The sequence below is a fragment of the Francisella sp. XLW-1 genome, assembly GCF_008711455.1.
Classification (GTDB): Bacteria; Pseudomonadota; Gammaproteobacteria; order Francisellales; family Francisellaceae; genus Francisella; species Francisella salimarina.
The window spans coordinates 20811-47238 of sequence record NZ_VXKP01000002.1 but is presented as its reverse complement, the minus strand read 5'-3'; the positions used below and the strand labels follow the sequence as shown (position 1 = coordinate 47238).

The window sequence follows — 26428 nt, the reverse complement described above, 5'->3', positions numbered from 1 at the left end:
TAAATTAACCTCCTATCCTAGCTAAAACTTTTTTGGTAGCTTCTATATACTCTTTGATATCTTCAGATGTATGAATCTCTGTAGCACAAACCATAATAGAGTTAGCTAAATCAGTATGATACTCACCTAAGAAATAACCAGCATCTATACCTTCTTCTTCCATCTCAGTTACAAAATCTTGCGCATTTACAGGTAAATCGATCACTGCTTCATTAAAGAATAAATCATTAAACCTAGCATTTACTCCATCTAGTTTAGATAATTCATTTGCTAGCTTAGTAGTATTTTCATGAGATACACTTGCTACTCTTTCTAAACCTTCGGCACCTAATAGACTCATGTAAATAGTTGCAGCTGTTACCATTAAGCCCTGATTAGTACAAATATTTGAAGTAGCTTTAGCACGACGTATGTGTTGCTCTCTAGCTTGTAGCGTCAAACAAAAACCTTCGTTACCATCTAAATCTACTGTTCTACCTACAATACGACCAGGCATTTGGCGAATATGAGGCATCTTACAAGTCATAAAACCAAAATATGGTCCGCCTGAAGCTAAAGGTACACCCATAGGTTGACCCTCACCACATACTATATCAGCACCATTATCACCCCATTCCGCAGGTGATTTTAATAGCGCAAGTGACATAGGATTAGTCACGGCAATTGCCAAAGCACCATGCTTATGTGCCCAGTTAGTCAAAGCATCAACATCTGCAAGCTGCCCTAAGAAGTTAGGACTCTGGATAACTACAGCAGCATATTGAGTATCGGCAAAACTATCTAATCTATCAACATCAGTCTTACCATTTTTAGAATCCAAATTTACAACATCAACTTCGATACCTTGATGCTTTGTAATAGTTTCAAGTACATTTAAATAAGTTGGATGTAGAGCTTCTGCTATTAAGACTTTTTGTGACTTGGCTTTTTTATTTGAACGAATCGCCATTAGTACTGACTCTGCCAAAGCAGTTGCCCCATCATACATCGAAGCATTTGAAGCATCCATGCCTGTTAAGCCAGCCATCATAGTTTGGAACTCGTATATAACTTGTAAGCCACCTTGAGACGCCTCTGCCTGATATGGAGTATATGCTGTATAGAACTCTCCTCGAGCTACTATATCCCATATAGCAGCAGGTATATGATGACTATAAGCACCAGCACCTATAAAATTTGTATTATGATGATTCTTATTTGCTCTTTTTCTAGCTACTCTAGCTAGCTCCATCTCATTGATTCCATCAGGAATTTGTAGAGTATCGGCTCTTAACTGAGCTGGAATTTCATCAAAGAGTTGATCTACGGAGTTAGCTCCAATAGTATCAAGCATTTTTTTGATTTGTTCTGGTTTATGTGGAATAAAAGACATATTTCCTCCATGTCTTTGCATATAGAATTTTATAAAGACTAAATAGAAATTCTAAAGGTTTATACTAATTAGTCTTCTAAAGTTTTTGCATAAGCATCAGCAGACAATAGATTTGCCAGTTGAGATTCATCAGAAATTCTGAGTTTAAATAACCATCCATCTCTATATGGTGCATGGTTTACTTGAGAAGGATCATCACTTAATGATTCATTCACATCAATAACCTCGCCATCAAGAGGAGCATACACATCAGAAGCTGCTTTCACAGATTCAACTACACAAGTATCATCTCCAGCTGAGAATTCTTCTCCAACATCTGGTAGCTCAACATATACTAAATCACCTAATAAAGATTGAGCATGTTCGGTAACACCTACTGTAACTTCCTCACCATCTACTTTAACCCACTCATGAGATTTTGTGTATTTTAATTCATTAGGAATATTCGACATTTTATACCTCCGTATTGACTACGATTAATTATTGTTGTGAAAATATTTATTTTAAATCAAAGATTGTCCATTTTTGACAAACTTTGCCTTAACTAATTCTACTTCTAATTGTTTACCACGTATATTTACGACTGGATTAGCGCCCTCTTTAGGTACATAAGCTAATGCTACTGCAACTTTAAGAGTAGGTGAAAAGCTACCACTTGTTATATAACCTTTCTCACCATTATCAAAATCAATTTCCTGACCTGCTCTAAGCACGCCTTTCGACTTCAAAACAACCCCTGTCCATTTGGTAGCTATACCCTGTGATTTTTTCGCAAGATATGCTTTTTTACCAATGAAATCTCTACTCTCATCAGAGAGATCAACACTCCAACCAAGCCCTCTCTCTAAAGGAGTTGTGGTTGTATTCATATCTGACCCATATAAGTGCATCCCTGCCTCTAAGCGTAAAGTATCTCGAGCACCTAAACCTACTGGTTCGGCACCATTTTCTAATAAATTATCCCAAAAATCTGCTACTTGATCTGCTGGCAGCATTATTTCAAAACCATCTTCACCAGTATAACCAGTTCGAGCGAACATCCAGTTACTAAAAAACTTAAATGTAAAAGGCTTCAATTTAGCTATTTCTTCTGCAATCTCAGTAGTCACAGTATGCTTAACAACCTCTACTGCTTTTGGACCTTGTACAGCAACGATAGCTAAACTTTGTTGTGGAGTTATAGCAACATCTAAGTCCTGAGAGTTTTCTTTAAACCATGCTACATCCGACTCTCTATTACCAGCATTGACAACAATTCTGAAATTTTCAGAATCTATTTTATAAGTAATAAGATCGTCAACGATACCTGCGTCATGATTTAACATACAGCCATACTGCGCTTTACCCGCTTCTAGTTTAGCAACATCATTAGCTAAGATATGACGTAAAAACTTTTCAGCATCTTTACCTTGGATATCAACTGCTAGCATATGTGATACATCAAATACACCACAGTTTTCTCTAACATTATTGTGCTCTTGAATTTGTGAACCATAATTAATTGGCATTGACCATCCAGAGAAGTCTACCATTTTAGCATTTGCTGCTATGTGCGATTCATAAAGAGGAGTTTTAAGCATTTTTCCACCTAAAATTAGACTCGATAAGCAACACTATACATTTTTTTTTAGCTGAATATAAGCGTTTTATTTCAAAAAAATCTAATATTATTCTTCAATCACTTTGATATATAATTTACCATCTTTTGCTCTCTCTGGACCATGTATATCTGTATCGAATCCTGGCAACATTGATCCTATCTTTTCTAACATCAATAAGAAGTCTAATATTACCTTAGAATCTTCTGTTACTTTTTCTCCAGGGAATATCACTGGTATACCTGGGGGATATGGTAATATCATCACAGCTGAAGTCTGTCCATATAGCTCTGCTAGAGGAACTTTTTTGACCATACCTTTTAGCAACTTCTGAAATGCCCTATGAGGATTAAGTCGCTGCTCTGGTAGTATATTAAAAGCATGATACATAAGATTAGGAAGATTAGCCTCTTTCATATACTGATGCAACCTTTCACTAACTTCTTGAACTCTCATATCTTCATAGAATTTAGGGTCTTCAGCATATAATGTTGGTAGCATTTTCTCAACTAATGTATTTTCATCATACATTTGTTTGAATTTATTAAGTACCGATATTAGCCTTACTGATTTTGCCTTTGTAGTGCCTAAACTAAAGATAAATAACAATGAATAAGGTCCAGACTTCTCAACTACAATATCATGCTCGTCTAAAAACTTAGCTACTATATCTGCTGGCACGCCCCAGTCCTCAACATTGTTATCTTTTATGCCTGGGGTTAAGATTGTTATCTTAATAGGATCTAGTGATAAAAAATCACCATCTATATTTTTAAATCCATGCCATTTATCAGCATTTCTTAGTAGCCAAGCCTCTTTATTAGCAATATTATCAGGTTGCCAAACATCAAAGAACCAATCACCAGCTTCTGATCTAAGCTTAACTAGCTCTCGTCTAAAATCTATCGCTAGATTGATAGTTTTGTCAATAAGATTATAGCCCTGCTCGCCCTCCATCATTGCTGCTGCTGTCTCAACACTAGCAACTATTGGATAAAAAGGAGATGTTGAAGTATGCATCATATATGCTTCATTCAAAACTTCATCGTTATAATCACCTTTTATGTGCAACATTGATGATTGGCTGAAAGCTGCTAGAAGTTTGTGAGTAGATTGTGTCTCAAAAATTATATGCTCTGGCTTTGGTTCAATCTGCATTGCAGACTTATGTTTATAGATTGGATGAAATATCGCATAAGGTATCCAAGCACTATCAAAATGTAATTTTTTAACATCTAGTTCATGATGAATAGTATCTGTATTATAGAGAATACCATCATAAGTTGAATTTGTGACAACAGCATATTCAGGCCATTTATCTGCAATGCTACTATTATCAATTTTTTCTTGGATAGTTTGGCGCTGAAATTCTTTTTTAGGTATACCTCCAATTATGCCATAAGCATTTCTTGTTGGTTTTAGATATATTGGATTAACATCTACCATCATCATTAGGTGTGTAACTGATTTATGGCAATTTCTATCTACAAGAATTGTATCGCCATCAGCAACACTATACATACCAACTATCTTATTAGCTGTTGATGTCCCATTGGTAACAATCAACGATCTATCAGCTTGGAAAACTTTTGCAATATACTCTTCTGCATCTTTGTGAGCTTCCGAATGATCTAATAAACTTCCTAGCTCTTTCATTGAAATAGATAAATCAGTCTTAAAAAGATTCTCACCATAAAAGTCATAGAATAAAGCGCCCACTGCCGAACGCTGAAAGCCATAACCTCCTTGATGTCCTGGTGTACAGAAAGATGAGTTAAAAGATTTGGAATATTTAAACAGCTCATAAGTTAAAGGTGGCAAAATATCATTGAAGTAGTTTGTGATAGTTCTATGGATAAAATCAGAATCCTCACCAGCTAAAGCATCATACTGTAAGAAGTTAATATTTAAATTAAAATCGCGTAAATTGAGTTTGATACTTTGGCTATAATCAGAAACCACAAATACTGGTAACTTAGTATTAAGATGGGCAATATTATGAAATGCTTCAATACTAAAACTAGTTCTATCAAGGACTATACAACATATTCTTGAATTATCTTCGAGAATCTCTACAACCTCAGATAAATCATCTACTGTTAAAGTATGATATTCATAACTTTGTAGATCTTTTTCAATCTTTAGTAAAAATTTTTCTTTATAGGATTTTAAAGAGTCTTTATATACAAATACAATTGTCTTCATTAGCTTTACCACTTATAGACTATATACTTATGCAGTATACTAAAAGTGAGTCAGATAAAAATATTTTTTGCTAATGAAAATCAGTAAATAATAAATTAGTTAGTATGTTCAACTAATTCTAATTCACCATCTACTAATCTATAGATTTTATTCATACGACTAGCTAGTCTCTCATCATGCGTAACAATTACAAAGCTAGTTCCAAAATCATCACTAAGCTGCTGCATCAAAGCAAATATACTTTCAGATCTTTGGCTATCTAAGTTTCCTGTAGGTTCATCTGCTAAGATACAGTTAGGATTGGTAACTAAAGCTCTCGCAATAGCAACTCTTTGGCGCTCACCACCAGAAAGCTCGGCAGGTTTGTGATGTGCCCTATGCTCTAAACCAACTTTTGTTAGAATTTCATTAGCAAGCTTTATTGACTCTTTTTTAGTATATTTTTTGGTAATAGCTAATGGAATCATTACATTCTCAATAGCTGTAAACTCTGGCAATAAATGATGTAACTGATAGATAAAGCCTAAATGCTTATTTCGCATCTTTGCACGCTTATTAACAGACTGATTATCAAATCTCTCGCCCATAAGCATTACTTCACCTGAGCTACATTTATCTAGTCCACCCAAAACATTTAGCAATGTTGTCTTACCTGATCCTGATAGACCCAATATAGCGACCTTTTCTCCTTTATTAATTTCAAGGTTTACATTTTTTAGTATAGCTATATCTGTCTTAAATTCTGTGTAGCTTTTTGAGACATTCTTACAACTTAAAACTACATTACTCATATCTAAGTGCCTCCACTGGTTGAACCTTAGAAGCACTCCAAGCAGGATAAAGTGTCGCTAAGAAACTTAAAAACATAGAAACTAAAGTAACCTTAAATACATCTGACCACATAAGTTCCGATGGGATATAATTAATCAGATATACGCTAGCACTCAAGAATTGTTTCCCTGTAACATGCTGGATGAAATTAACAATCTCTGTAGCATAAGTCGACAGTAAAATCCCCAATAGAACTCCTATAACTGTACCAATTAAACCAATTATAAATCCTTGGTAGATAAACACAGTTATAATTTGTCTTGATGACATACCCATTGTTCTAAGAATAGCTATATCACTTCGCTTATCAGTCACAACCATCACTAAAGATGATAATAAATTAAATACAGCAACTGTAATTATTAGCAACAGGATAAAGAACATCATTGTCTTTTCCATTTTTAAAGCATCAAAGAAAGATTTGTTTTCATCAGTCCAATCACGAGTGAAATAATACGGAGGTATAGCGCCATCATTAAGTTTATTTTTCACGAGAGGTGCATCGTAGATATTTTTTAGGCCTAATTGAAGAGATGATACTGAATTACCAGTCTCAAATACTTTTTGAGCATTTTTGATATTAATCATCGCATAATAAGCATCGTATTGATAGCTTACTGAGAATATACCAGATACTTTAAATTGCTTGATTCTAGGAATCATCCCTGCAGGTGTTAAGCTTACTTTAGGGACTATTAAAGTAACTTTATCTCCTACGGTAACACCTAAGCTATTTGCTAAAGCACTACCTAAAACGATATTATACCCCTCATTATCATCTAGTGATGATAACTTACCTTCTATGATATGATCACCAATTGGTAAAACCTTAGTTTGATATTTTGGTTCTATACCTTGTATCTGTACAAAAGCAGTTGTACTACCACCATTATTTGCACTTAACAATCCTTGAGACTCCACGATAGGAGCTGCTGCTGTAACACTTGGCGCACTTTTCTCAACATTTTTTGCTAATTTTGGCCAATCAGTAACTTGCCCACCCATCTGATATACTTTCAAAGGTGGTACCATCATCAAAATTCTATTTTTGATTTGCTGATCAAAACCATTCATTACAGACATTACTGTAATTAATACAGCGACTCCCAAAGATATACCCAAAAAAGATATAGCAGAAATAATAGATATAAACCGATTACGCTTCTTAGCACGGATATACCTTAACCCTATAAAAAGAGGAAGACTTCTAAACATTTAAGCTTTGTTTTGCAAATAAAATTACCATGTATAATAACATATTAAGGGGCTAAAAACATTTCAAATAAACTTAGCTGAATTTTTCAAAAAATATCTAATTATCAAAATTTGATTAGCCTTGTTAATTTTTACTAATTGTTGAAATATTTATATTGCTATATTATATGCCTCATTGACAAAAAGACATGTAAGTGGATAAATATGAGAAGAAATTTGAAATCTCAGTTTTGTGCTTTACCAATATATTTAGGTGGACTAACTATAGCTTACATAGTAACAGCATCAATAATATCTAATTTGTTGTTCTAAATATGGCTGGCTTAGTTAGGTTTTGATTTAGAAGGTTTATGTTGATCCGCCCCACACAACTGGACACATAAAGCTATATAACGAGTCTATACATAACTAACTTGAAAACTAACTTCGGTCAGCTATATTTAAACTTCCTTCGAAAAAAAACTTAAAATATTTTGAAAAAAAGATAAAAAGTTGAAAAAGATTTGACGATTACCTACTTTCACCTGGGCATTGCCAGACTATCATTGGCGTAAGACCGTTTCACTTCTGAGTTCGGAATGGGGTCAGGTGGTTCCAGACTGCTATTATCGTCAATGCGTGATATAATACTCTCATTAATTATTATGTCAACTCTATATTTAAGAGTTTTGTCAAAAAACAGGCACTTCCTAAATATCGTTACCGATAACATAATCATCTATGATCAATGGTATTTCATCACCACAGTCTTCATAAGCGTTGATTTCTCCGCTAGCAAATCTTGATTGAAGCTCTTCGTTATCCATATATTCAGTATCAAAATCAACATACACAGAACCAAGCAGATGATTGAACTCATGTTGAAATATTACTGCAGCTATGGAATCTAACTTACCTGTAATTTTCTTACTATGCTGGTTATATGCTTCATACTCAATCTCTTTATATGTTGCTAGCTTACCTCTTTTTTCTCCTAAAGCACTTAAACAGCCATGCCAAAAACTAACTCGTTCCTCAGACACTTTTGTAATTTTAGGATTTATAAAAACTTGAAAAGGTACACTATCAAAACTTAATGGATATCTTGCATTAGAACTATCAAACTCTATCATAAATATTTGATAAGGATAGCCAATTTGATTAGCTGCAAGTCCTATACCATTGCCTTGCATTTTTTCATACATTTCAGCTATGATATTTTGTATTTCAGAACTTTGAATATCATTTACAGGTTTGCACCTTTGATATAGCACCTCATTATTTGAGTCATTGTATTGTATAAATTGTGATTTCATACTAAAAACTACATTTCCTAACTTTACTTAATTATAGGCGCTAAAGGATTACCATACTTTTTAAGATACTCTTTAGCTATCTCTTGAGAACCTAAGTAATTTAGGTGGTGACCATCTAAATATACAGGTATACCATTTAGAGAGGTCTTACAATAACTATCATTACATAAGACCTTTTTAGGATTTATCAACACCATTTCAGGATACTTGGCTTTAAGCTTATAAATCAGTTTAATAAACCTTTCTTGTTGCTTTTGCACATACTCCAAAGGTAGTTCACAATGATGAGGATCAAACAATAAAATAAACTTAGCTGTTGAAACAATACAATAGTTATTAAAACCTTTTGGTAGTTTTGGTGTATCCAGTATTACTACTGGAACGGCATGATTTTTTATTATCAATTTTATAGATTCTTCAATGCCTGAGATGTAAGGTTGATTACTTTTCTCAGACCAATCACCACCCAAAACAACATATTTAAAAGACTGCTTTCTTATTAAGTCTTTCAACGCATTGTTTCTATCAATCATTGATACTCCTAATTCTGTATTAGGAAGATTTTCTATAAAAGGAGTACTTCTTTGAGATACTAAGTAGGCACTTTTATGAATATTTGATAACCATACCCCCAACATCGGAAACTCTGCACGAGCGTGAGAATCACCAATAAATAGTATATTTGTATCTTTATCTTGTGAAGCATCACCTATTAAACATTTACTTTCAGGAGGCAGCATTTTTGATGTAAACTCTGGAGATGAGTTTTGTAAAAAACATTTATTCTCATCAACTCTCTCAAAACCATAAATACCATTTAATTTACGAAGATCTACAATTGGTGGTGGAATATTAACAGCAAAGTTTTTGATATATCTAGTACATAAGGCAAATGAAGATGCTAGTAATACTGGGATTATCCATAATACAATTAATGTTTTAGAAAATGGCATCTTAAACTTATATCTAAAAGGTTTCTCTACTAAGAAATAAGTCAGTGTAGCTAAGCCAAAACTAGCGATAAGAATAATAGCCTTGATAAGGTAAGTACTATCAATACTCAGATAATTGACATAAGCAATTATCGGCCAATGCCATAAATATAATGAATATGATATTAAACCAATTGCAACCAATGGTTTAAGTGAGAAAATTCTATGTATGAAAGAGGTATTATTATTCAAGCCTACATATATAAATAAAGCAGCCCCAAGACAAGCTTCTATCATACCCAAACCTGGATAAAATACTTTTACAAAAAGTATAGGTACTAGCATCAATACAACAGATATTAATCCTAGGGCATTTGCTGTCAACTTGCTTAGAGTAATTTCTTTGTTAACTGAATATATCGCCAAAAAGCAGCCAAACAATAACTCAAAGGCTCTTGTGACCGGAAAGTAGTAATACGCTGAGCCATTTAAAAATATCAAAGAAACCAATGACAAAATGGTCAAAATTATACAACCATACAATAGTTTATGATGTATAGACATCTCAACTTGGTTTTTTAGCTTAACAGGAATACTAAAAGCGGCTATCAAAAACAATGGCCAAAAAATATAAAACTGCTCTTCAATCCCTAGTGACCAAGTATGCAATAGAGGTATCAATTCTGAGTCGGTACTAAAGTAGCCAAAACTTAGTGAATGAAAGAAATATAAATTTGAAAATGATCCTAAAGCACTAACTAACGACTTAGAATAATCTCTTAAATCTTGAGGTAATAAAATTAACCATGCAAAAATTGTCGAAAATATAAGCACCACAATTAATGCAGGCAAAATACGCCTCATTCTTCTTAGATAAAAGTTCTTGATAGAAAAAGTTTTATTTTCTAGATCACGAATAATAATACTAGTTATTAGAAACCCTGAAATAACAAAAAATATGTCAACTCCAAGAAAGCCTGACTTAATCCAACTAATATTTAAATGGAATAACACTACAGCTAACACTGCTAGTGCTCTAAGACCATCTATATGCTTATAATACTTCATTATAAAAATCTACTTTTAATCTTGCTAATAAGTATAGTACAAAAATCCAATCAAAGTAATAACTTTGAACCAACCCACTTGGAGAGTATTTTGCATTTTAGGACAAATTTACAATAGTCTATAAGATTATATTATCACGGTAGGTAGTATCTAATAAGCTTAACTAATTTGTGAATTTTTATTCAAGAAAATAATAAAAATCTCACTTCCATGATAAAAAATATTCCAAAAGAGATGTTTTTAAACTATCATATATGAATAATTATTCAAAATAATGAAATATGAAGCGGTTTATAGGTGTATTTTTGATTATTGGTTCGACTATAGGTGGTGGCATCATAGGTTTACCTATAGCTGCTGTTAACTTAGGATTTGTGGGAAGCTTATTGGCAATATGTTTAGTATGGCTAATAATGACATTTACAGGATTATGTATATTAAAAATATCTTATAACCTCCCAGTTAAGCACAATACATATTTCTCACTATCTACCAAATTCTTAAACTTTAAAGGAGCTAAGGTTACTGTTTTTGGAGGTTATCTATTAATACTATATTTAACACTGACCACTTACATATCTGGCATTAGTTCATCCGTAAGCTTATACTTTGCACAAAACAGTAATTTAAGTTACTTATTGTCTGGTGTGATTCTAGTATTTATACTAGGTGGAATTACAACTTATAACTCTAGAATTATAATCAAGAGTAATGTTGTATTTGTCGCAGCTAAACTCTCGCTTATTATTATAGCTATATTTCTAATTTTTTATTCTACAAGCAAAATTAGTCTTAGCATTGATAACTATCCTATTCAATCAATAGGAGCATTTTCATTCTTATTTGTATTATTTAATGCTTTTGGTTATCACTTTATTATCCCAAGTTTAGTAAAGTTTTATGATAATCGTATTTCTTTTAAATCTTTTGTTGCGTTACTTATCTTTAGTACGACAGTCATAGCGCTGATTTATATAGCATGGATTTTGGCAATTTTTTTGACAATACCTGCTGACGGAAACCATGGAATGATGAGTATTTATAATAGTAAAAATCAGCTTATAGCTTTTAATAATAGTATTAGCTTTTTTACTCAGTCATACACTATTAACAATATGTTAAGCGCTTTTCAATTAATATCTATGATAGGCTCTTTCTGTTGTATCTCAATAGGTGTAATCGATGCGCTAAAAGATGCTTTTGGACAAAATGCTTACAGTAAGGTCTTAATATGCACTTATTTGCCACCACTAGTTTTAATGAGTCTTTCTCAAAATATGTTTTTAATTGCAATGTCATTAGCTGGAATATTAACATTCTATATTGAGGTATTTGTACCGATTTTAGGTGTTAGAAATTATTATAAAGCTTCTAGCAAAATAAAAGATAAATCTTTATTTAGTCATCAATACTCAAAGGCTTTTAGTTAGATTTTAAAGAATCACTATTCGCTTAGGTTTTCGGCTTTTAAAATCTTTTGAAGTTTTTCTTTTAATAACTCAACAAATCCCTTGTAACTAACATTATCTGCTAAATGTAGATCTATTGTTGATATTCTTAGCGTAAAATCAGGAAGCATTGTTTTAAGAGTTTTTAACTCACTATTTTCAATTTCTTTTTCAAATCGTGGATATAACAAAATACATCTATCAGCTTTATAATACTGACTATAGGCAAACATCTGATATACATCACTTTGAGAAACTTGCTTTTGAGATGAGTTATAGTCTGATCTAATACTCTCTATAAGCTTATACTTAGTATCTAGCACTATTATCGAACCATCTTTTTTCTTGATGTAAATATCTGGCTTCATTGTAAAGTTAGCCAAACAACCCTCATCAAAGATTTTCTTCTGTGGGCTTTGTGCTTTAATATTGGTTATGTCAAAATCACTTTTGTTACTATCTAAAATCTCAAAAATTGCTTCTTCAAATAATGCGTTCATATCAAACATTATTGAAAATGTATAATTATCGTTAGTTGTCAACTTTGGAGAATTTCCAAAAAGCAAAAGTTTAGCTAAGTTAAAAACATATTCATATTTTTGATTTAGACGAGTGAATTTAACTCTGTTACAAATATTAGGATTTGTAAATCTTTTATCATCAACATCTGTCAAAAGTTGATCGCATTTTTGCAATATTGCAAAGCTAGATTTTGTAGATGATATACATTTTTTGATAGTTGCTTTCAGGAGCTGATTTAAAAGAATATTTGACTCGTACTCATCATAGTTACAATAGAATTTTGATTTATCTATATAGTTATGGCGAAGATGTTTTGTAAAGTTGATTTTGCCTTTTACAAATTTAAGATTATCCTCTTGTGACACATAGTTTCTACGATAATCATTTTGCAGCAACTCTAATAAATTATCAGCAAAAAGCCTAATAAAAATTTCTAGCATGCTATCCGTATGCATACATAATTTAGCTAGCTCAACTTCATTAATCTTTAGCTTTTTAGTCAGTTTTAAAAGGTACATTAAGCCTGTGACATTATCATCTATAGAATTATTACTCGGAACTTCGACTCCGCTCAGTGACCTATCTGATGAAAAAACTTTTGGTAAAACTTGGACTAACTGACCACCTAGAGAAATAACTCCTACAAACTGCCTAGCCTTGATGCCTTTTGCAGTGTATTTAAATGGTTTGAAGTTTTGCTGTTTCTCTAACCATTCGAGAGTTTTTATAGCTTTAGATTTATTAGAAACCTTAGACCACTCTAACTCTTGATGTTCAAATATAGTTTTAGCATTTTTCAAACTCATAAACCATTACCAATTTTTACTATCTATATTCATCGTCATCCTCGTGCTTGACACTGGGATCTTATGGCTATCTGATATTCCCGCCTTCGCGGGAATGACAAAATTCTCATACATTCACATAAGCGGTTAGTAGTTCCAATCATTACCACTAAAAAGTCATCCTATGGCTTGACCATAGGATCCATTCGCAATCAAACAAAAATCTCTACAACTAAAGATGGATTCTACGATCAAGTCGTAGAATGACAAACAGTTTAACTTAGTCATCTTTAGTTTTACTTTCTTTTACATCTCCTAAATCGATATCAAAACTTTCTAAATTTGATTCTGAATCAAACCAATATTTATAGATTTCTTTTTCGTAGTCTCCAAGCTTTTTGACTTCTTTATTTATATTTTTAGAACCCAAAACCAACTGTATCTTCTCATAATCACCATAAAAATACTCTTCTAGCAAAGGCACTATTTCATTTTGCATAATTGTCGATATTTTATTATCTAAATTACTTTCGTTTTCTGAAATACCACAGAAAAAACTATGCCCTATTAGATGATCTTTATCTAAAAGTATTTCTATTCTTTGATTTAACTCTTCTAATAATTTTGCACAAGAATCATCTAATAAATTTTCTCCATTACCATCTTTAAGGTCATATTTTGGCAACATCTCAACAAAACCAAAACGACGTCGCAAAGCAATATCTAAATGAGCGATACTTTTATCAGATGTGTTCATTGTGCCAATAATATATAGATTTGGTGGTATACCAAACTCATCTTTTGAATATGGGAGTGTTGTAGTTAGCTCATTATCTTCACCAAGTCGTTTGCTGGATTCTAAAAGAGTAATTAGCTCACCAAAGATTTTTGAGATATTACCACGATTTATTTCATCGATAATTAGGTAGTAGTTTCTAAGCTTATTATCCTCTTTTGTCTCTGTAATATCTTTAAAACTTTTAGATTCTTTATCAAATTCTTTTAAAATATTTAAGATATAAGTATCTACTTGCCATTGAGTAGTCCTTTTAAAGATTTTTAAGGCATACTCTTTAGATGTCGATAATTTTTCTCTTTCTTCATAGCCTAAAGCTGTATAAAAATCATTTAACTTAATTTCTATTCGATGATTATTATATTTACTATCATCAGAATTAATAACTAAACTTTGACTATCTATAGATATTATTGTGAAAGTTTTATTTTTCTGTGTTTTAGAAAATTCTCTTTCATTTTCTATAGAGTCATTTACAAAAGATATAAACTTTTGCTTTATTTGTTGTTCATGGTTAACTTGTTGAGTACTTTTAAAACTATTTATATAGTTTTCTTTTGCTTTTTCACAAAGTTCTTTAAATATACCATTTTCAACCTTGTAAGAAATATTACCCTCAACTTCTTCGTTTAAATTTGGTTTTATCCCCTCGATAAAATCCTCATAAGCAAAAGATTGATGAAAAGTTACAAATTCTACTCTGCCTTGATCTTGTAGCTCTTTATATCTTTCATCTATTTTATCTTCATCTACATTATCAAAGGCATGATTCACAATAATATTTTTTGTATTATAAGTCTTACCTGTACCAGCTGGACCGTATAGGATTATTTGTTTTTTGTCAGTTAAAATTGTTTTAGCGTTTTCTAACATATCATTAAAGCCCTCATATATATTCTGTAAATCAGAAACTTTCATTTCATCTATATTTTGCTTTTTACCTTCAAAGATAAATCCTATATGCTCTCTATTATTTAATTCTGCTATTGTCTTACGATACGATACACCATATAAATCAATAGGTTTAAAATCATGTTCCCAAACAACAATAACTTTCTTATCTACTAAACTAAAATCATCTTGAGCAACTCCTCTAGCTTTTACTCTAAGAACTGAACAAAATTTGTTATTGTTTTCAAACGGAAGGTTATTTTTTTGAGTAAATGAAGATTTAATAGCAATTCTATCACCTTTCTTAATTTCCCTTAGTATAGCTTCATTTCTATTATCCCCAGAACTATAATATCCATCTGCCCAATACTTATTTTCCAAATAATCGTCGGTATTATCATATCCTAAGTCCGCACCAACCAACCAATACTTCATTTTTTATCTCATCCCATTATCAAACAAACTTACTAGAAAGTCTCTCTATCTTTAGATTCTACGATCATACTTCGACTCCACTCAGCAACCGATTGTAGAATGACAGCTTTTTTACTAAAACCTAACATATATCCACCAGTCGTCATACTACGACTTGACCGTAGTATCCAAAACTAAAATATAAAATCAAGCCTACTATTTTAAAATACTAGCACATTTTTAATACTTCACATATCAGCCAAAGAAAGTTTCAAAAATTACCCTACCCAATCCTCTACTACTTTCCAACCTAATGGTTGATACTGTTTATTCATCAAACTAACAAACTTATTTTTCGCCTCTTTGATATGCTCTTTTGATGAAGCTTCATTATCTGTAAGTTTTTGAACTTCTTTATATGCGATATTTGCCAGATGATTATCAGGATCTGTATTTATAACACCTAATCTAGGCAATACCTTAAATGTATATGCTTGCCTACTTAATTGCCTAGTTTTATCAAAATCTATTGTAACGGATGTTACTTTGGGTGGTTTAACTCTTAGTGTTATAGTTTTATCTTTAGCATCAATTTTGATATCAGATTCATCAATATTCGTTGATAAAGTAGCAGATGCTTTGTAGCTATATTTAGCAGTATTTTCTACTAATGTACCATTATCAGAGACATATAAAGAATTACCACTGACTATGACTCTTAATGTAGATAATTCACCGATTTTTTGAACGCTAACAACTGTCGGAACTATCTCATTATCTTTCTTACTTATAACAAATGACACTGTGATTATTAGTATTGCAATAATAAAGATATACTTTAAAAATTTAGACATCTATCTACTCCTCTACAAAAAAAGTAAAGCTAGAATAACCAATATTATCAGTATCACTACATATCGCATTTTTTACCTCTGTAATTTTTTATATTATTTGCCCAAGTGTTCCGCGCCCATGTAGCGTTCCATTACATTTACTCGCAAGAATATACACAAATGCCATTGCTAAACCTTTCTTTAGATTCTATGCTCAAGCCATAGAATGACTTTATATGTTTTAAAGCCCACTCAAACTAACAGTAGTACCCTCAGCTATTAACCTACTAATATCATTAACAAACTCATACACCGAGAATGGCTTTCGAAAATATTCAAACTTAGCATCAACATCATCTAGAGATACTTTTATCTCTAAGACATTTTCTCTTTGAATATCAGTAGTAGCTATATTTTTCTTGAGGTTATCTAATACTTTTTTTAGGTTTGTAGGGTTTACATTTTGACTTCTAAGATTCAGCTCAACTTTACTAAAATTCTCATCAATATACTGTGATATCGGTTGTACCTTATCAACACTTAGTTTATTGCACTCTCGTTGTTTATCATAGCTAACTTTACCCTCTACTACAACCACATCATCAACTTGGATATTATCCTTAACTGCAGCAAACACATCTTCACCAACTAGACAATCTGCTCTATCAAATTCATCATCAATATTAATAATATACAGAACTCTACCAGTCTTAGTTTTTCGTCTAGCTGGAGGTGTTATCATACTTGCGATTATTCTGACTGAATTACCATCCATATTTGGTTTTTGGATTTTCTCAAGATCACTAAAGCTAACATGATTACGCCAATGACTTTCACCATCAATAATATGCCCTGAGAAATACATTCCTAATGCTTTTTTCTCATTAATCAAAAGCTCTCTAAGATTCCACTCCTCTACAATACATTCTCTTTCAAGCTCTGTATCAGTATCACTCTCTTGTTCTGTGAAACCGAATAAATCATTTTGCCCAGCAGCAGCCATTTCATTCACATAACCAGCGTTTTTGATAGCTTTTTCGATAGAGTTAAAAGCTGTTGCTCTATTTTTAGATATATCCTTGATAGCTCCTGCAAAACATAAGGCTTCGAGTGCTTTTTTATTAACCTTACGCAAGTCCACTCTACGAGTTAAGTCAAAAATAGAACTAAACTCACCACCTACCTCACGCTCATTAAGTATACTTTTAATTGCTTCACCACCAAGACCTTTGATAGCACCTAGACCCAATAAGATTGTTCCTTTTGAAGCTGCAATACAGTCATAGACACTCTTATTTACATTTGGTGCTAAGACTGTTATACCCATATTCTTAGCATCTAAAATAAATTTAACCAACTGATCTGTATTACCCATATCTCCTGACATAAGAGCAGCCATATATTCATCAGGATAATGAGCTTTTAACCAAGCAGTTTGATAAGCAATTAACGCGTAAGCCGCAGCATGAGATTTGTTGAAACCATAACCAGCAAAGGCTTCCATTTGGTCAAATATTTCATCAGCAAGTCCAGCTTCGATATTATGATATTTAGCGGCACCCTCTTTGAAGATTTTACGCTGTTGCTCCATCTCTTCTGGCTTTTTCTTACCCATCGCACGACGCAACAAGTCTGCTCCACCAAGAGTGTAACCAGCTAGCTTCTGCGCCATTTGCATTACCTGCTCTTGATAAACTGGGATACCATAAGTCTCTCTAAGCACTTCTTCTAGTAATGGATGCAAGTAAGTAGTTTGCTTTCTGCCATGTTTGCGATCTACGAATGTTGGGATATTCTCCATCGGACCAGGACGATATAGTGCTACTAAGGCGATAATCTCCTCAAAGTTTGATGTACCTAGATCTTTGACAATCTGTTGCATACCTTGTGACTCTAGCTGAAATATACCGATAGTTTTACCAGCTTGAAGCAGTTTAAATGTCTTTCCATCATCAAGAGGAATATCAGAAATATCTAGAGGCGTTTCATTAGCTGATCTCTTAGCATTGATGCTTGCAATAGCATTTTTGATAATTGTTAAGTTTTTCAGACCCAAGAAGTCAAACTTAACAAGACCAACATCTTCCACATCGCCCTTATCAAATTGGGTAACTATATCTCCACCTTTATCTTCACAATATACAGGTGCAAAATCTGATATCACAGTTGGCGATATCACAATACCCGCGGCATGCTTACCCAAGCTTCGTGGTAAACCTTCTAATTTTTGAGCTTTTTCAACAATCTCTGCTACCTCTTCATCTGCTTGCATTTCATCATATAGAGGTTCACCTTCATGCAAGATTTTTTTAAATGTAGTACCTGGTGTTTCTGGTATTAGCTTAGCAATCCTATCTCCAAAACCAAAACTCTGCCCCATCACACGCACTACATCTCGCACCACACCTTTAGCAGCCATAGTGCCATAGGTGATAATTTGCCCAACACTTTGCTTACCATATTTCTGCTCTACATATTTGATAACTCTATCTCTACCTTGGATACAGAAATCAATATCAAAATCAGGCATAGATACCCTTTCAGGATTTAGAAATCTCTCAAAAAGTAAACCATACGGTAAAGGATCAATATCGGTAATAAGCAATGAATAAGCTACTAATGAGCCAGCACCAGAACCACGCCCTGGACCTACTGGTATATCATTCTCTTTTGACCATCTAATGAAATCTTCAACTATCAAGAAATAACCAGGAAAGCCCATATCGCAGATAATATCGATCTCGCGTTGTAGTCTATCTTTGTAAACTTTTATAATATGCTCATGCTTATCAGCTGGTCTATTTTCTAAAATTTTTGCTAAACGTTTATCTAAACCTTGATAGCATAGCTTTGAAAAGTACTCTCTTTCTGTCAAACCATCTGGAATATCTACCGTTGGCAAACATGGTTTACCCAAATCAAATGTTACATTACAGCGTTTTGCTATTGCTAAAGTATTCTCTAACAATACTGGTAACTCTGAGAAAGTTTGATACATTTCATCAGCTGATTTTAGATATTGTTCTCTTGTAAATTTAGATTTACGCGACTCATCAAGAATTGTTGTTTTTTCATTGATACAAGCTCTGATTTCATGGATATCATAATCATCTGACTCCATAAACACTGTCAAATTTGTCGCTACTGCTATGAGATTATGCTTACTTGCAAGTTCAAGCGCTTTCTCGTTATATAAGCCCTCATTTTCATATCCCAGCTTATGAATCTCTACGATATAGTTATCAGCACCAAATATTGCGATATTTTCAGCTATTACTTGCTCTGCTTTTTCAATATCTTTAGCCAATACAGCTTGTCCAAATTCGCCATATTGACCACCATTTAAACAAATAACATTATCTAATTTAGTATCTTTCAACCAACTTTTGGGAATTAGTGGAATTGAGCCAAACCTCTCAGCTTCTTGATATGCTTTTGAAACTAAATCAACAATATTTTGATAGCCTTGATTATTCTCTGCCAATAAAACCAGATCACAAACACCAAACTCAGTATCAATCTTTAGCTCTACACCAAAGATAGGCTTAACTCCATTTGACAAAGCTTGTTTATAAAACTTAACTGCAGCAAATAAATTACATACGTCCGTCAGTGCTACTGCAGGGATATTCTTATCTTTTGCTCTGGCAAAGAGATCACCCAAGCGAACAGTACTATCGACAACAGAAAATCCAGTATGGATACGAAGGTGAGAAAACATCTTAGTTACTTATCATTTATAAACTTAGCTACAAATATTACTATAAATAATATTTAAAATCATATCTCTTTACGTATGATAACTTAGTTAATATCTCCTACCCTTATCAATACACAAGGCTAAAAATAAATTGCATAGCTTTTTTCATTAATCTAAAATCACTTAGTTACTTATCTTAAAGTTTATAAAATATGAATAAAAAAAAGAATCTGTCTAAAGCCCTACTATTTTTAAAAATAGTTTTTCTCATCTTGTTTATATTATCCGCATATGCATATATTAAACCAATAACTAATGCTACATATTTATCAGAGACTCAGTATAAAGCTCTAGAAGATGGGGCATTCGGGTTCTTGAGTAAGAGTGAAATGGATAAATTCAATAATAAAACACCTCAAAATTTATTTACTAATTTCACATACAAAGCTTTGAGTCTATGGATGGGATACCATAATTACTATTATGATGTGATAAACACTATCTCTCCTGAACCTGTAAAAGTTAATGATTATACTAGCAGTGAAAAAGATATAGATATTGATACCATGCTAGTAGCCATACTAAAAACCGATTTTAAAATAAGTGATGTACCTATTAATACCACAGGAAATAAACTAGATTTAACGCTAGGTAAAGGTAATGACAAACAAACATTTTATTTAGCAAAAAATAGTCATGGAAATTGGTATTTTACAAAAGAAAATTTCACAGACACTAATACACTCAAGAAATTTGCCGACTTCAAAAAAGAAAAGAGCCTAGGCGAAGATAATATAAGAAATATATCAATGCCAGTATTATCATACATGCAGTTCATATTTGGAGCTAATGATGCATATAAGTTCAAAATGGCAGATGCTTTAAACATAATGGATACTAGCTGGATTAGTGAAAATATTAGAAAAGATTTTGCTTCATTTATAGCTTTCAGTATGGATAGAGTCTTCAAAACTGCTAAAATCACTATACGAAAGATACCTGGAGAAGTTCTTCCAGGTAGTAATTTAGTAATGGTCTACACCTCACCTATTTCAGGCAAAAGTATATATTTAGAAAATATTACAAATAAGGATAGCAAGACTAAAAACTGGATTTTCCCTAAAAATGCTCAGATAGATGGGGTAAGTATATTTTTAGATGATTTAGATAGCAATATAAGAGCTCCTTTTGGATCTAATCTACGTAACTCTATCTGGGAAAATATTCCTAGCCTTCTAAAAGAGTATGGACCAAATCTGTATATTAGTATTATATCAATAATCTCACTAATGATATTTTATGTAGTTTTTAAAGTATTATTTATAATTTTAAAACCTATATTTAGAATCACACGTAGTCTTTTTGAAAATAAAGATTATAAAACAGTGAGGAAATTAAATATTGCGACATCACTAATAGTATCAATGTATGCTGCATATTTTTTCTTTTTTAACTCATTAATCATATTCACAAATGCTTCCAACTATTTCAATATAATTTTTAAAATTGTATATAGAATTGTAATAATGTTCTTATGTACAGAGATTATGAATGTACTATGCTCATTCATAATCTCTTCTTACAAAAAAGTTAAGGACCAAAATAGATCTGCAAGATTTGCATTTGCCATAGTAATAGCTAATAAAGTAATTAATCTTATTATTATATTAATAATTGCCGGAATCATAATCGAAGAGCTAGGGGTTGATATGATTCACTTCTTAACAGCTCTTGGAATCGGTGGTGTTGCTATTGCATTAGCTGGTAAAGATACAATTGAAAATCTCTTTGGCTCAATAATCCTAGCTATGGAAAGACCTATAAAAATTGGGGACTGGGTAATCATAAAAGACAAAGAAGGTATAGTTGAAAAAATAGGACTAAGAAGTACAACTATTAGAACTTTCGAGGACTCTGTTCTTATTATACCGAACTATGCTTTTGCAACTTCACAAATTAATAATATGGGTGAGAGAATATATAGAAGATATATGACTACTCTTGAAATTGACGAATCAACACCTACCTCTAAACTTAGATCTTATGTTGATGGTATTAATGAACTAGTATTAAATACCCCTCATATGAGAAAAGAGGGATACTATATACGTGTAAATGATTTAAAACCTGCATCTATCAAAATATTGGTCTATGTTTTCTTTGTATCTACAAATTGGGGAGAAGAGCTAGAACAGAGGGAACAATTTATTATGAGCGTACTAGATTTGGCTGAAGAAATCGGTATCAAGTTGGCACCATCACAAAAAATTCAGTTTGATGCTAATTATTCAGAGTAACTCATACCCTAAAAACTTTATTGATAGGTATGAAAACAAAAAGCCTCTTATTTAGTATAATTCTTTTTTTGATAGCAAACCAAGCGTTAGCAAATACTGAACTTGATACTAATATTAAATCAGACTCCAGTAAGCTTGAAAAAGATACTAGAGGCCTTTATCAACCTACCTCCAAATTACTATAACATTAATGATCTTGACGATATAACTAAGAAAACATTTAAACCATCAATATATGTAGCAATTAATGGTGGTTGGGGACAACAAACCAACATGTCTAAAGGTGGTGGAACTGTAGTTGCTAACTTAGGATATAGATTTAGCGAATCTTATGCTGTAGAGTTTGTATACCAAAACTTTCTTGTTAGCCAATATAATACAACCCAAGTTAATAACTACTTTGCTGGGGCTGCAAAATACTATTACAAAATAAATAACTATATAACCGCCTATACTGCCGCTGGACTTGGAATAGGACATACTAATATTAACGGTATAGACAACCAACGTAACGCCCCTAGTGGCTATTTAGATACAAATAATACATGGGGAGGATTTGCAGTCTTCCCAGTAGGTGTAATGTTCCCTATCAAGTATATCGACAACCTTAGTCTAAAAGTAACATATACATATACCATTTCATTCTCTGGAGACTCTCAGAATTTTGTAACATCAGGCTTACAATATTCTTTCTAAAAAAGAATACCTAGCTAAATAAATTGCATATGAGATACTGTCAATTTGGAATCACCGGAAGAACACCTTTTATTGAGTACATAAGTATGTCAAAAAACTTAAAATACTCATTATTTCATGGGTTCTTGAAAATTGCTTTTATTTTGTTGTTCCTAATCTCAGAAGTTTTGAAAATTGGCAGTGATATGGGAATCAAGTTTGCTCCGACACAAAAAATTCAGCTTGAATCTAGTATTGATTAAGGCCAGAAATAAAATTTACGATTTTATTTTTGATTTCTATCCAAGATGAAAACTATAATAATCTTAAGCAATAGTGCTAAACTAAAACTAATCCACAAAGCCAATAGTATAAAATGATAATTTGACATATTAAAGTGTGCTTTTAGAAATCCCCATATTGACATACACAGTGCCACTGAGAATGTTATCATCGCTGCTGCTGTACCATGCCCTTTAGTAATATTACTCATAGCAGCACCTGTAGCCATTGGTATAAAAAAGCCTAAAAAATAACATATTAAATGCAAGGTTATCACAGTACTATATGATGATATTTCTAAAAAACTATATAGAGCTATAAAGATAAATATAATAGCCAAAATACCTAGATTATAGCGTTTCTTATGACTACTATCTGCCTTAATGCGATAACTAAATATCCCAAGAATATATAGTAAAGATGTTACCAAAAATACTATAGTAAAGACATCCATCGACATATTTAATTCATCAACTAACAAACCTTTAAATGAGCTCATCAAGACACCTAAATAAAAAGAAAAGAGTATCGCTACAATCATTACATTTAACAAATATCTAGGCTGAGATAGTGCATGAGCAAAGCCAGAGAATATTTTAGATGCTGGAATTACGATTTGTCTTTGAGCATCAGCAGTTAATATCTTTATTGAAAAAATAAATAATACCACTTCAATTGTTGCCATACAAAAATAAGCTGCTCGCCAAGAAATCGGAATCAATAATAAAGCTAAATATGTACTAACTATAGGTGCAACTATTATCATTACTGATAAAACCGAATATGCTTTTTTCATTTGGCTATTATTGTCAGCATTACGTGATATCAATGCTCTAGCGATAGACGAGTAACATCCTGTACCAAGCCCCAAACTCACAAAACCAATATATACAGTATAGATACTATCTGATAGTCCTATACAAACTAAACCAAATATAGAAAAGCTCTGTGAAAAAAATAGTACTCTCTTTGCTGTAAAAACATCTGATAAAGTCGCAAATAAAATCGCAGAAACACTAAACATAAAAAATGATAGACTCATAGCTATCTGAGTTACATAATTAGATAAATTCAAATTAGATGCTAACGATGGTGTTAAGGTCATTGAGATTGTTAGAGTCATATACCCAACGTATGTCAGAAAGTATGCTAATAAATTCTCTCTTTTAACACCACTTATTACACGCATTAGCTTTATACTGTAACGAAATAATTACCATTGATTATAATATACTATTTAGATTTTTAAGAGTTTATTTTCTAAAGCTCTGTTTATCAGATATTTTATAGTCCAAGAAATTACTAATATGATTCTTTTTGTCTTTAAATACAAAATTATTATATACAATCATATACATTAGAACCTTTCTAACATAATGACGAGTTTCACCAAATGGAATATTCTCTATCCAAATGGTTGCCGGAACTTCTTTGTTATTCAACCATTTAGCAACATTTCCTGGACCAGCATTATAAGCAGCTATTCCCAATACAGGATTTTTATCAAAGAGCTTTTCCAAGAAATATAAATTAGCTGTACCAAGCTTAATATTATTCTCCGGTATAAATATCTGGCTAGCCATGCCTTCAGATTTATTACCAACAAGAGGTAATTTATATTTCTTTGCAATAAATTTGGCTGTAGGCTCTGTTACTTGCATTAGCCCCTTTGCTCCTGCCCATGATCCGGCTTCAACATCAAATAATGACTCTTTACTCATTATTGATAATACAAGATCTTGGTCTATGCCAAATTTTTTAGCATTCTTCTCAACTGTAGCCAAAAATGCTTTTGGGAACAACATATCAATATTATTGTATTTACCAATTACAGCCATATTAAATATTGCAGCATAGTACATTTTATTATCTTCTGCTAATCTAGCTAGCTCTTTGATCTGTGTAATATCTTTATTCTTAAGTTTATTACGTATTGTCCATTTCCAAAGGCTTGTAGAATCCTTAAATTGCTCAATCTGATATAAATCTATCGCTTGTTGAATAGCTTCTTCTGATTCAAGCTTCTTGGCTTCGCGACTATCTAATTTATCAGCATTATCATTACCAAAGTTATATGGCTTACCAAGCTTGTCAGATGCTAGGAATGAATAGTAATCCAGAGGGGTCTTAGTTAAATTTTCAAACACTTCATTAGCTTTTGCTTTTTGCCCTGTTTGTTCGTAACTATATGCTAACCAATATCTCCATGCTTCATCCTGTTGAGACTTTTTAGGTAATTGATTATATGTTTTTATATAGTCTTTGAAACTTTGATTATATAAATCAACTCTCAATAACCATTCCCATGCAGTGGTATCAAGATATTTTTTATCAACCCTCGCTAGCCAATGTTTAGCTTGAGGTGATTGTGACCTAGCAAAACTAACTGCTATAGCTGAAATACACTGCTGCTTGGTCTGATTACTAAGATACCTTTTATTTCTTAAACTATCCCATATTTTTGCATATTTCTCAGGATTTTTTCTAACTAAATCTTTCGATATATCAACGAATATTTTGTCAAAATTTCTATAATTGTGAAATTTACTTATAAAATCGTCTAGATTATTAGGATTTTTTATCGCATTTCGCCATGCTGATATATAGTTCACATAATCTTTATTATCTTTAACATAAGTGTTTAGTAACCATAAACTATCATCAAACTTATTAGCAAAAGCTAGAGTATATGCCTTTGTAGTTAGATAGTCTCTTGACTTATCTTCAGAATTATCCCAATACTTTTGCATATCATTACACGCTGATGGCATATAGACACGATTTTGCCAAAGCTGTCCGTACTCATCTATAGCTTTAGACTTATTGCCTAACTCATATTCAGCCTGCATTGACCAACACTTCCCTGATATCCCTAAACCACCAGCGTAATACTTTTTAAAGTCTTGCCAATCTTTTTTATTAGCGTAATAACTAGCAAGATCTTCTTTGATTTGATTATTCCAATAGCTATCTTGATGTGTTCTTAAATAATCATCAATTGTCGCCGGCTCAAAAATAGCTGGATCTGCGATTATTTCTTTGTATTGAAGGTATGGATATATACTTGTTTCTTTCAGTTTTGATTTTAAGTAATAATAAGATTTATAATCTTCTTTATCTAAGGCTTTAATTGCTTGCTGAGAATATTTTTCTTGTTGGCTTGTGAGAGTATAGCCGGCACTGATAGACAAAAGTGCTAAACTACCTATAATAACTTTTTTCATTGAAATTTAATAATATAAGGAATCATTTAGATAGAAATACTAACA

At 32.2% G+C, this 26428-nt stretch carries 18 protein-coding genes and 1 rRNA gene; 4 read left to right on the top strand and 15 right to left on the bottom strand.

Annotation, left to right across the window (positions count from 1 at the left end; all coding sequences use genetic code 11):
* Nucleotides 1-4 precede the first annotated feature (4 nt).
* The 9 genes from gcvPA to F3D59_RS02770 form a co-directional block, all read right to left on the bottom strand.
* A complete protein-coding gene (gene gcvPA, locus F3D59_RS02810; protein WP_150463714.1) occupies nucleotides 5-1372 on the bottom strand; it encodes an aminomethyl-transferring glycine dehydrogenase subunit GcvPA in 1368 nt (455 codons plus the stop codon).
* A gap of 68 nt (nucleotides 1373-1440) precedes the next feature.
* Nucleotides 1441-1824, bottom strand: coding sequence for a glycine cleavage system protein GcvH (gene gcvH, locus F3D59_RS02805; RefSeq protein WP_150463713.1), 384 nt, complete (start codon nucleotides 1822-1824; stop codon nucleotides 1441-1443).
* Between the two features lie 51 nt (nucleotides 1825-1875).
* Nucleotides 1876-2952, bottom strand: coding sequence for a glycine cleavage system aminomethyltransferase GcvT (gcvT, locus tag F3D59_RS02800; RefSeq protein WP_149367933.1), 1077 nt, complete (start codon nucleotides 2950-2952; stop codon nucleotides 1876-1878).
* An 87-nt stretch (nucleotides 2953-3039) separates the two neighbouring features.
* The gene (locus F3D59_RS02795) at nucleotides 3040-5175 is read right to left on the bottom strand and encodes a lysine decarboxylase LdcC (RefSeq protein WP_150463712.1); all 2136 of its coding nucleotides are present in this window, start codon (nucleotides 5173-5175) and stop codon (nucleotides 3040-3042) included.
* A 95-nt stretch (nucleotides 5176-5270) separates the two neighbouring features.
* Nucleotides 5271-5966 (bottom strand): lipoprotein-releasing ABC transporter ATP-binding protein LolD, encoded by a 696-nt coding sequence (lolD, locus tag F3D59_RS02790; protein ID WP_146421004.1) that lies wholly within the window; start codon nucleotides 5964-5966, stop codon nucleotides 5271-5273.
* Complete coding sequence (locus F3D59_RS02785; protein WP_150463711.1) at nucleotides 5959-7221, bottom strand: lipoprotein-releasing ABC transporter permease subunit; 1263 nt, start codon at nucleotides 7219-7221, stop codon at nucleotides 5959-5961. The genes lolD and F3D59_RS02785 overlap by 8 nt, the downstream gene beginning before the upstream one ends.
* 501 nt (nucleotides 7222-7722) lie before the next feature.
* Nucleotides 7723-7837: ribosomal RNA gene (rrf, locus tag F3D59_RS02780) — 5S ribosomal RNA — on the bottom strand.
* 73 nt (nucleotides 7838-7910) lie between these two features.
* Nucleotides 7911-8516 (bottom strand): peptide deformylase, encoded by a 606-nt coding sequence (locus F3D59_RS02775; protein WP_150463710.1) that lies wholly within the window; start codon nucleotides 8514-8516, stop codon nucleotides 7911-7913.
* Between the two features lie 23 nt (nucleotides 8517-8539).
* On the bottom strand, nucleotides 8540-10516 hold the full coding sequence (locus F3D59_RS02770; RefSeq protein WP_150463709.1) for an acyltransferase family protein: 1977 nt from the start codon (nucleotides 10514-10516) through the stop codon (nucleotides 8540-8542).
* Between the two features lie 281 nt (nucleotides 10517-10797).
* Between F3D59_RS02770 and F3D59_RS02765 the strand changes: the two genes are divergently transcribed.
* Nucleotides 10798-11946 (top strand): aromatic amino acid transport family protein, encoded by a 1149-nt coding sequence (locus tag F3D59_RS02765; RefSeq protein WP_150463708.1) that lies wholly within the window; start codon nucleotides 10798-10800, stop codon nucleotides 11944-11946.
* A gap of 14 nt (nucleotides 11947-11960) precedes the next feature.
* Here F3D59_RS02765 and F3D59_RS02760 read toward each other — a convergent pair whose 3' ends face one another.
* From F3D59_RS02760 to dnaE, 4 genes are all read right to left on the bottom strand, one after another.
* Nucleotides 11961-13292, bottom strand: coding sequence for an McrC family protein (locus F3D59_RS02760; RefSeq protein ID WP_150463707.1), 1332 nt, complete (start codon nucleotides 13290-13292; stop codon nucleotides 11961-11963).
* A 259-nt stretch (nucleotides 13293-13551) separates the two neighbouring features.
* The gene (locus F3D59_RS02755) at nucleotides 13552-15393 is read right to left on the bottom strand and encodes an McrB family protein (RefSeq protein WP_150463706.1); all 1842 of its coding nucleotides are present in this window, start codon (nucleotides 15391-15393) and stop codon (nucleotides 13552-13554) included.
* 257 nt (nucleotides 15394-15650) lie between these two features.
* The gene (locus F3D59_RS02750; protein WP_150463705.1) at nucleotides 15651-16226 is read right to left on the bottom strand and encodes a DUF4230 domain-containing protein; all 576 of its coding nucleotides are present in this window, start codon (nucleotides 16224-16226) and stop codon (nucleotides 15651-15653) included.
* A gap of 220 nt (nucleotides 16227-16446) precedes the next feature.
* Nucleotides 16447-19926, bottom strand: a complete 3480-nt coding sequence (gene dnaE / locus F3D59_RS02745) for a DNA polymerase III subunit alpha (RefSeq protein ID WP_150463704.1) — start codon at nucleotides 19924-19926, stop codon at nucleotides 16447-16449.
* A 191-nt stretch (nucleotides 19927-20117) separates the two neighbouring features.
* On the opposite strand from dnaE, the gene F3D59_RS02740 reads away from it, so the two are divergent.
* The 3 genes from F3D59_RS02740 (at nucleotide 20118) to F3D59_RS09945 (ending at nucleotide 23140) form a co-directional block, all read left to right on the top strand.
* Complete coding sequence (locus tag F3D59_RS02740; protein ID WP_150463703.1) at nucleotides 20118-22202, top strand: mechanosensitive ion channel family protein; 2085 nt, start codon at nucleotides 20118-20120, stop codon at nucleotides 22200-22202.
* 135 nt (nucleotides 22203-22337) lie between these two features.
* Nucleotides 22338-22898 (top strand): outer membrane protein, encoded by a 561-nt coding sequence (locus F3D59_RS09950; protein WP_224721143.1) that lies wholly within the window; start codon nucleotides 22338-22340, stop codon nucleotides 22896-22898.
* 86 nt (nucleotides 22899-22984) lie between these two features.
* On the top strand, nucleotides 22985-23140 hold the full coding sequence (locus F3D59_RS09945) for a hypothetical protein (protein ID WP_191092423.1): 156 nt from the start codon (nucleotides 22985-22987) through the stop codon (nucleotides 23138-23140).
* Between the two features lie 23 nt (nucleotides 23141-23163).
* On the opposite strand, the gene F3D59_RS02730 is transcribed toward F3D59_RS09945, so the two are convergent.
* Both F3D59_RS02730 and F3D59_RS02725 read right to left on the bottom strand, forming a co-directional pair.
* Nucleotides 23164-24348, bottom strand: a complete 1185-nt coding sequence (locus F3D59_RS02730; protein WP_150463702.1) for an MFS transporter — start codon at nucleotides 24346-24348, stop codon at nucleotides 23164-23166.
* A 64-nt stretch (nucleotides 24349-24412) separates the two neighbouring features.
* A complete protein-coding gene (locus F3D59_RS02725; protein ID WP_411961533.1) occupies nucleotides 24413-26389 on the bottom strand; it encodes a transglycosylase SLT domain-containing protein in 1977 nt (658 codons plus the stop codon).
* Between the last annotated feature and the right edge of the window lie 39 nt (nucleotides 26390-26428).

What these genes read in the sequence shown, in the direction of transcription:
- F3D59_RS02795 (WP_150463712.1), bottom strand. Translation starts at nt 5,175, where the DNA reads ATGAAGACAATTGTATTTGTATATAAAGACTCTTTAAAATCCTATAAA.
- F3D59_RS02770 (WP_150463709.1), bottom strand. Translation starts at nt 10,516, where the DNA reads ATGAAGTATTATAAGCATATAGATGGTCTTAGAGCACTAGCAGTGTTA.
- gcvH (WP_150463713.1), bottom strand. Translation starts at nt 1,824, where the DNA reads ATGTCGAATATTCCTAATGAATTAAAATACACAAAATCTCATGAGTGG.
- F3D59_RS02730 (WP_150463702.1), bottom strand. Translation starts at nt 24,348, where the DNA reads ATGCGTGTAATAAGTGGTGTTAAAAGAGAGAATTTATTAGCATACTTT.
- F3D59_RS09945 (WP_191092423.1), top strand. Translation starts at nt 22,985, where the DNA reads ATGTCAAAAAACTTAAAATACTCATTATTTCATGGGTTCTTGAAAATT.
- F3D59_RS02755 (WP_150463706.1), bottom strand. Translation starts at nt 15,393, where the DNA reads ATGAAGTATTGGTTGGTTGGTGCGGACTTAGGATATGATAATACCGAC.
- gcvPA (WP_150463714.1), bottom strand. Translation starts at nt 1,372, where the DNA reads ATGTCTTTTATTCCACATAAACCAGAACAAATCAAAAAAATGCTTGAT.
- F3D59_RS02760 (WP_150463707.1), bottom strand. Translation starts at nt 13,292, where the DNA reads ATGAGTTTGAAAAATGCTAAAACTATATTTGAACATCAAGAGTTAGAG.
- F3D59_RS02765 (WP_150463708.1), top strand. Translation starts at nt 10,798, where the DNA reads ATGAAGCGGTTTATAGGTGTATTTTTGATTATTGGTTCGACTATAGGT.
- gcvT (WP_149367933.1), bottom strand. Translation starts at nt 2,952, where the DNA reads ATGCTTAAAACTCCTCTTTATGAATCGCACATAGCAGCAAATGCTAAA.
- F3D59_RS02785 (WP_150463711.1), bottom strand. Translation starts at nt 7,221, where the DNA reads ATGTTTAGAAGTCTTCCTCTTTTTATAGGGTTAAGGTATATCCGTGCT.
- F3D59_RS02775 (WP_150463710.1), bottom strand. Translation starts at nt 8,516, where the DNA reads ATGAAATCACAATTTATACAATACAATGACTCAAATAATGAGGTGCTA.
- F3D59_RS02740 (WP_150463703.1), top strand. Translation starts at nt 20,118, where the DNA reads ATGAATAAAAAAAAGAATCTGTCTAAAGCCCTACTATTTTTAAAAATA.
- dnaE (WP_150463704.1), bottom strand. Translation starts at nt 19,926, where the DNA reads ATGTTTTCTCACCTTCGTATCCATACTGGATTTTCTGTTGTCGATAGT.
- F3D59_RS02750 (WP_150463705.1), bottom strand. Translation starts at nt 16,226, where the DNA reads ATGTCTAAATTTTTAAAGTATATCTTTATTATTGCAATACTAATAATC.
- lolD (WP_146421004.1), bottom strand. Translation starts at nt 5,966, where the DNA reads ATGAGTAATGTAGTTTTAAGTTGTAAGAATGTCTCAAAAAGCTACACA.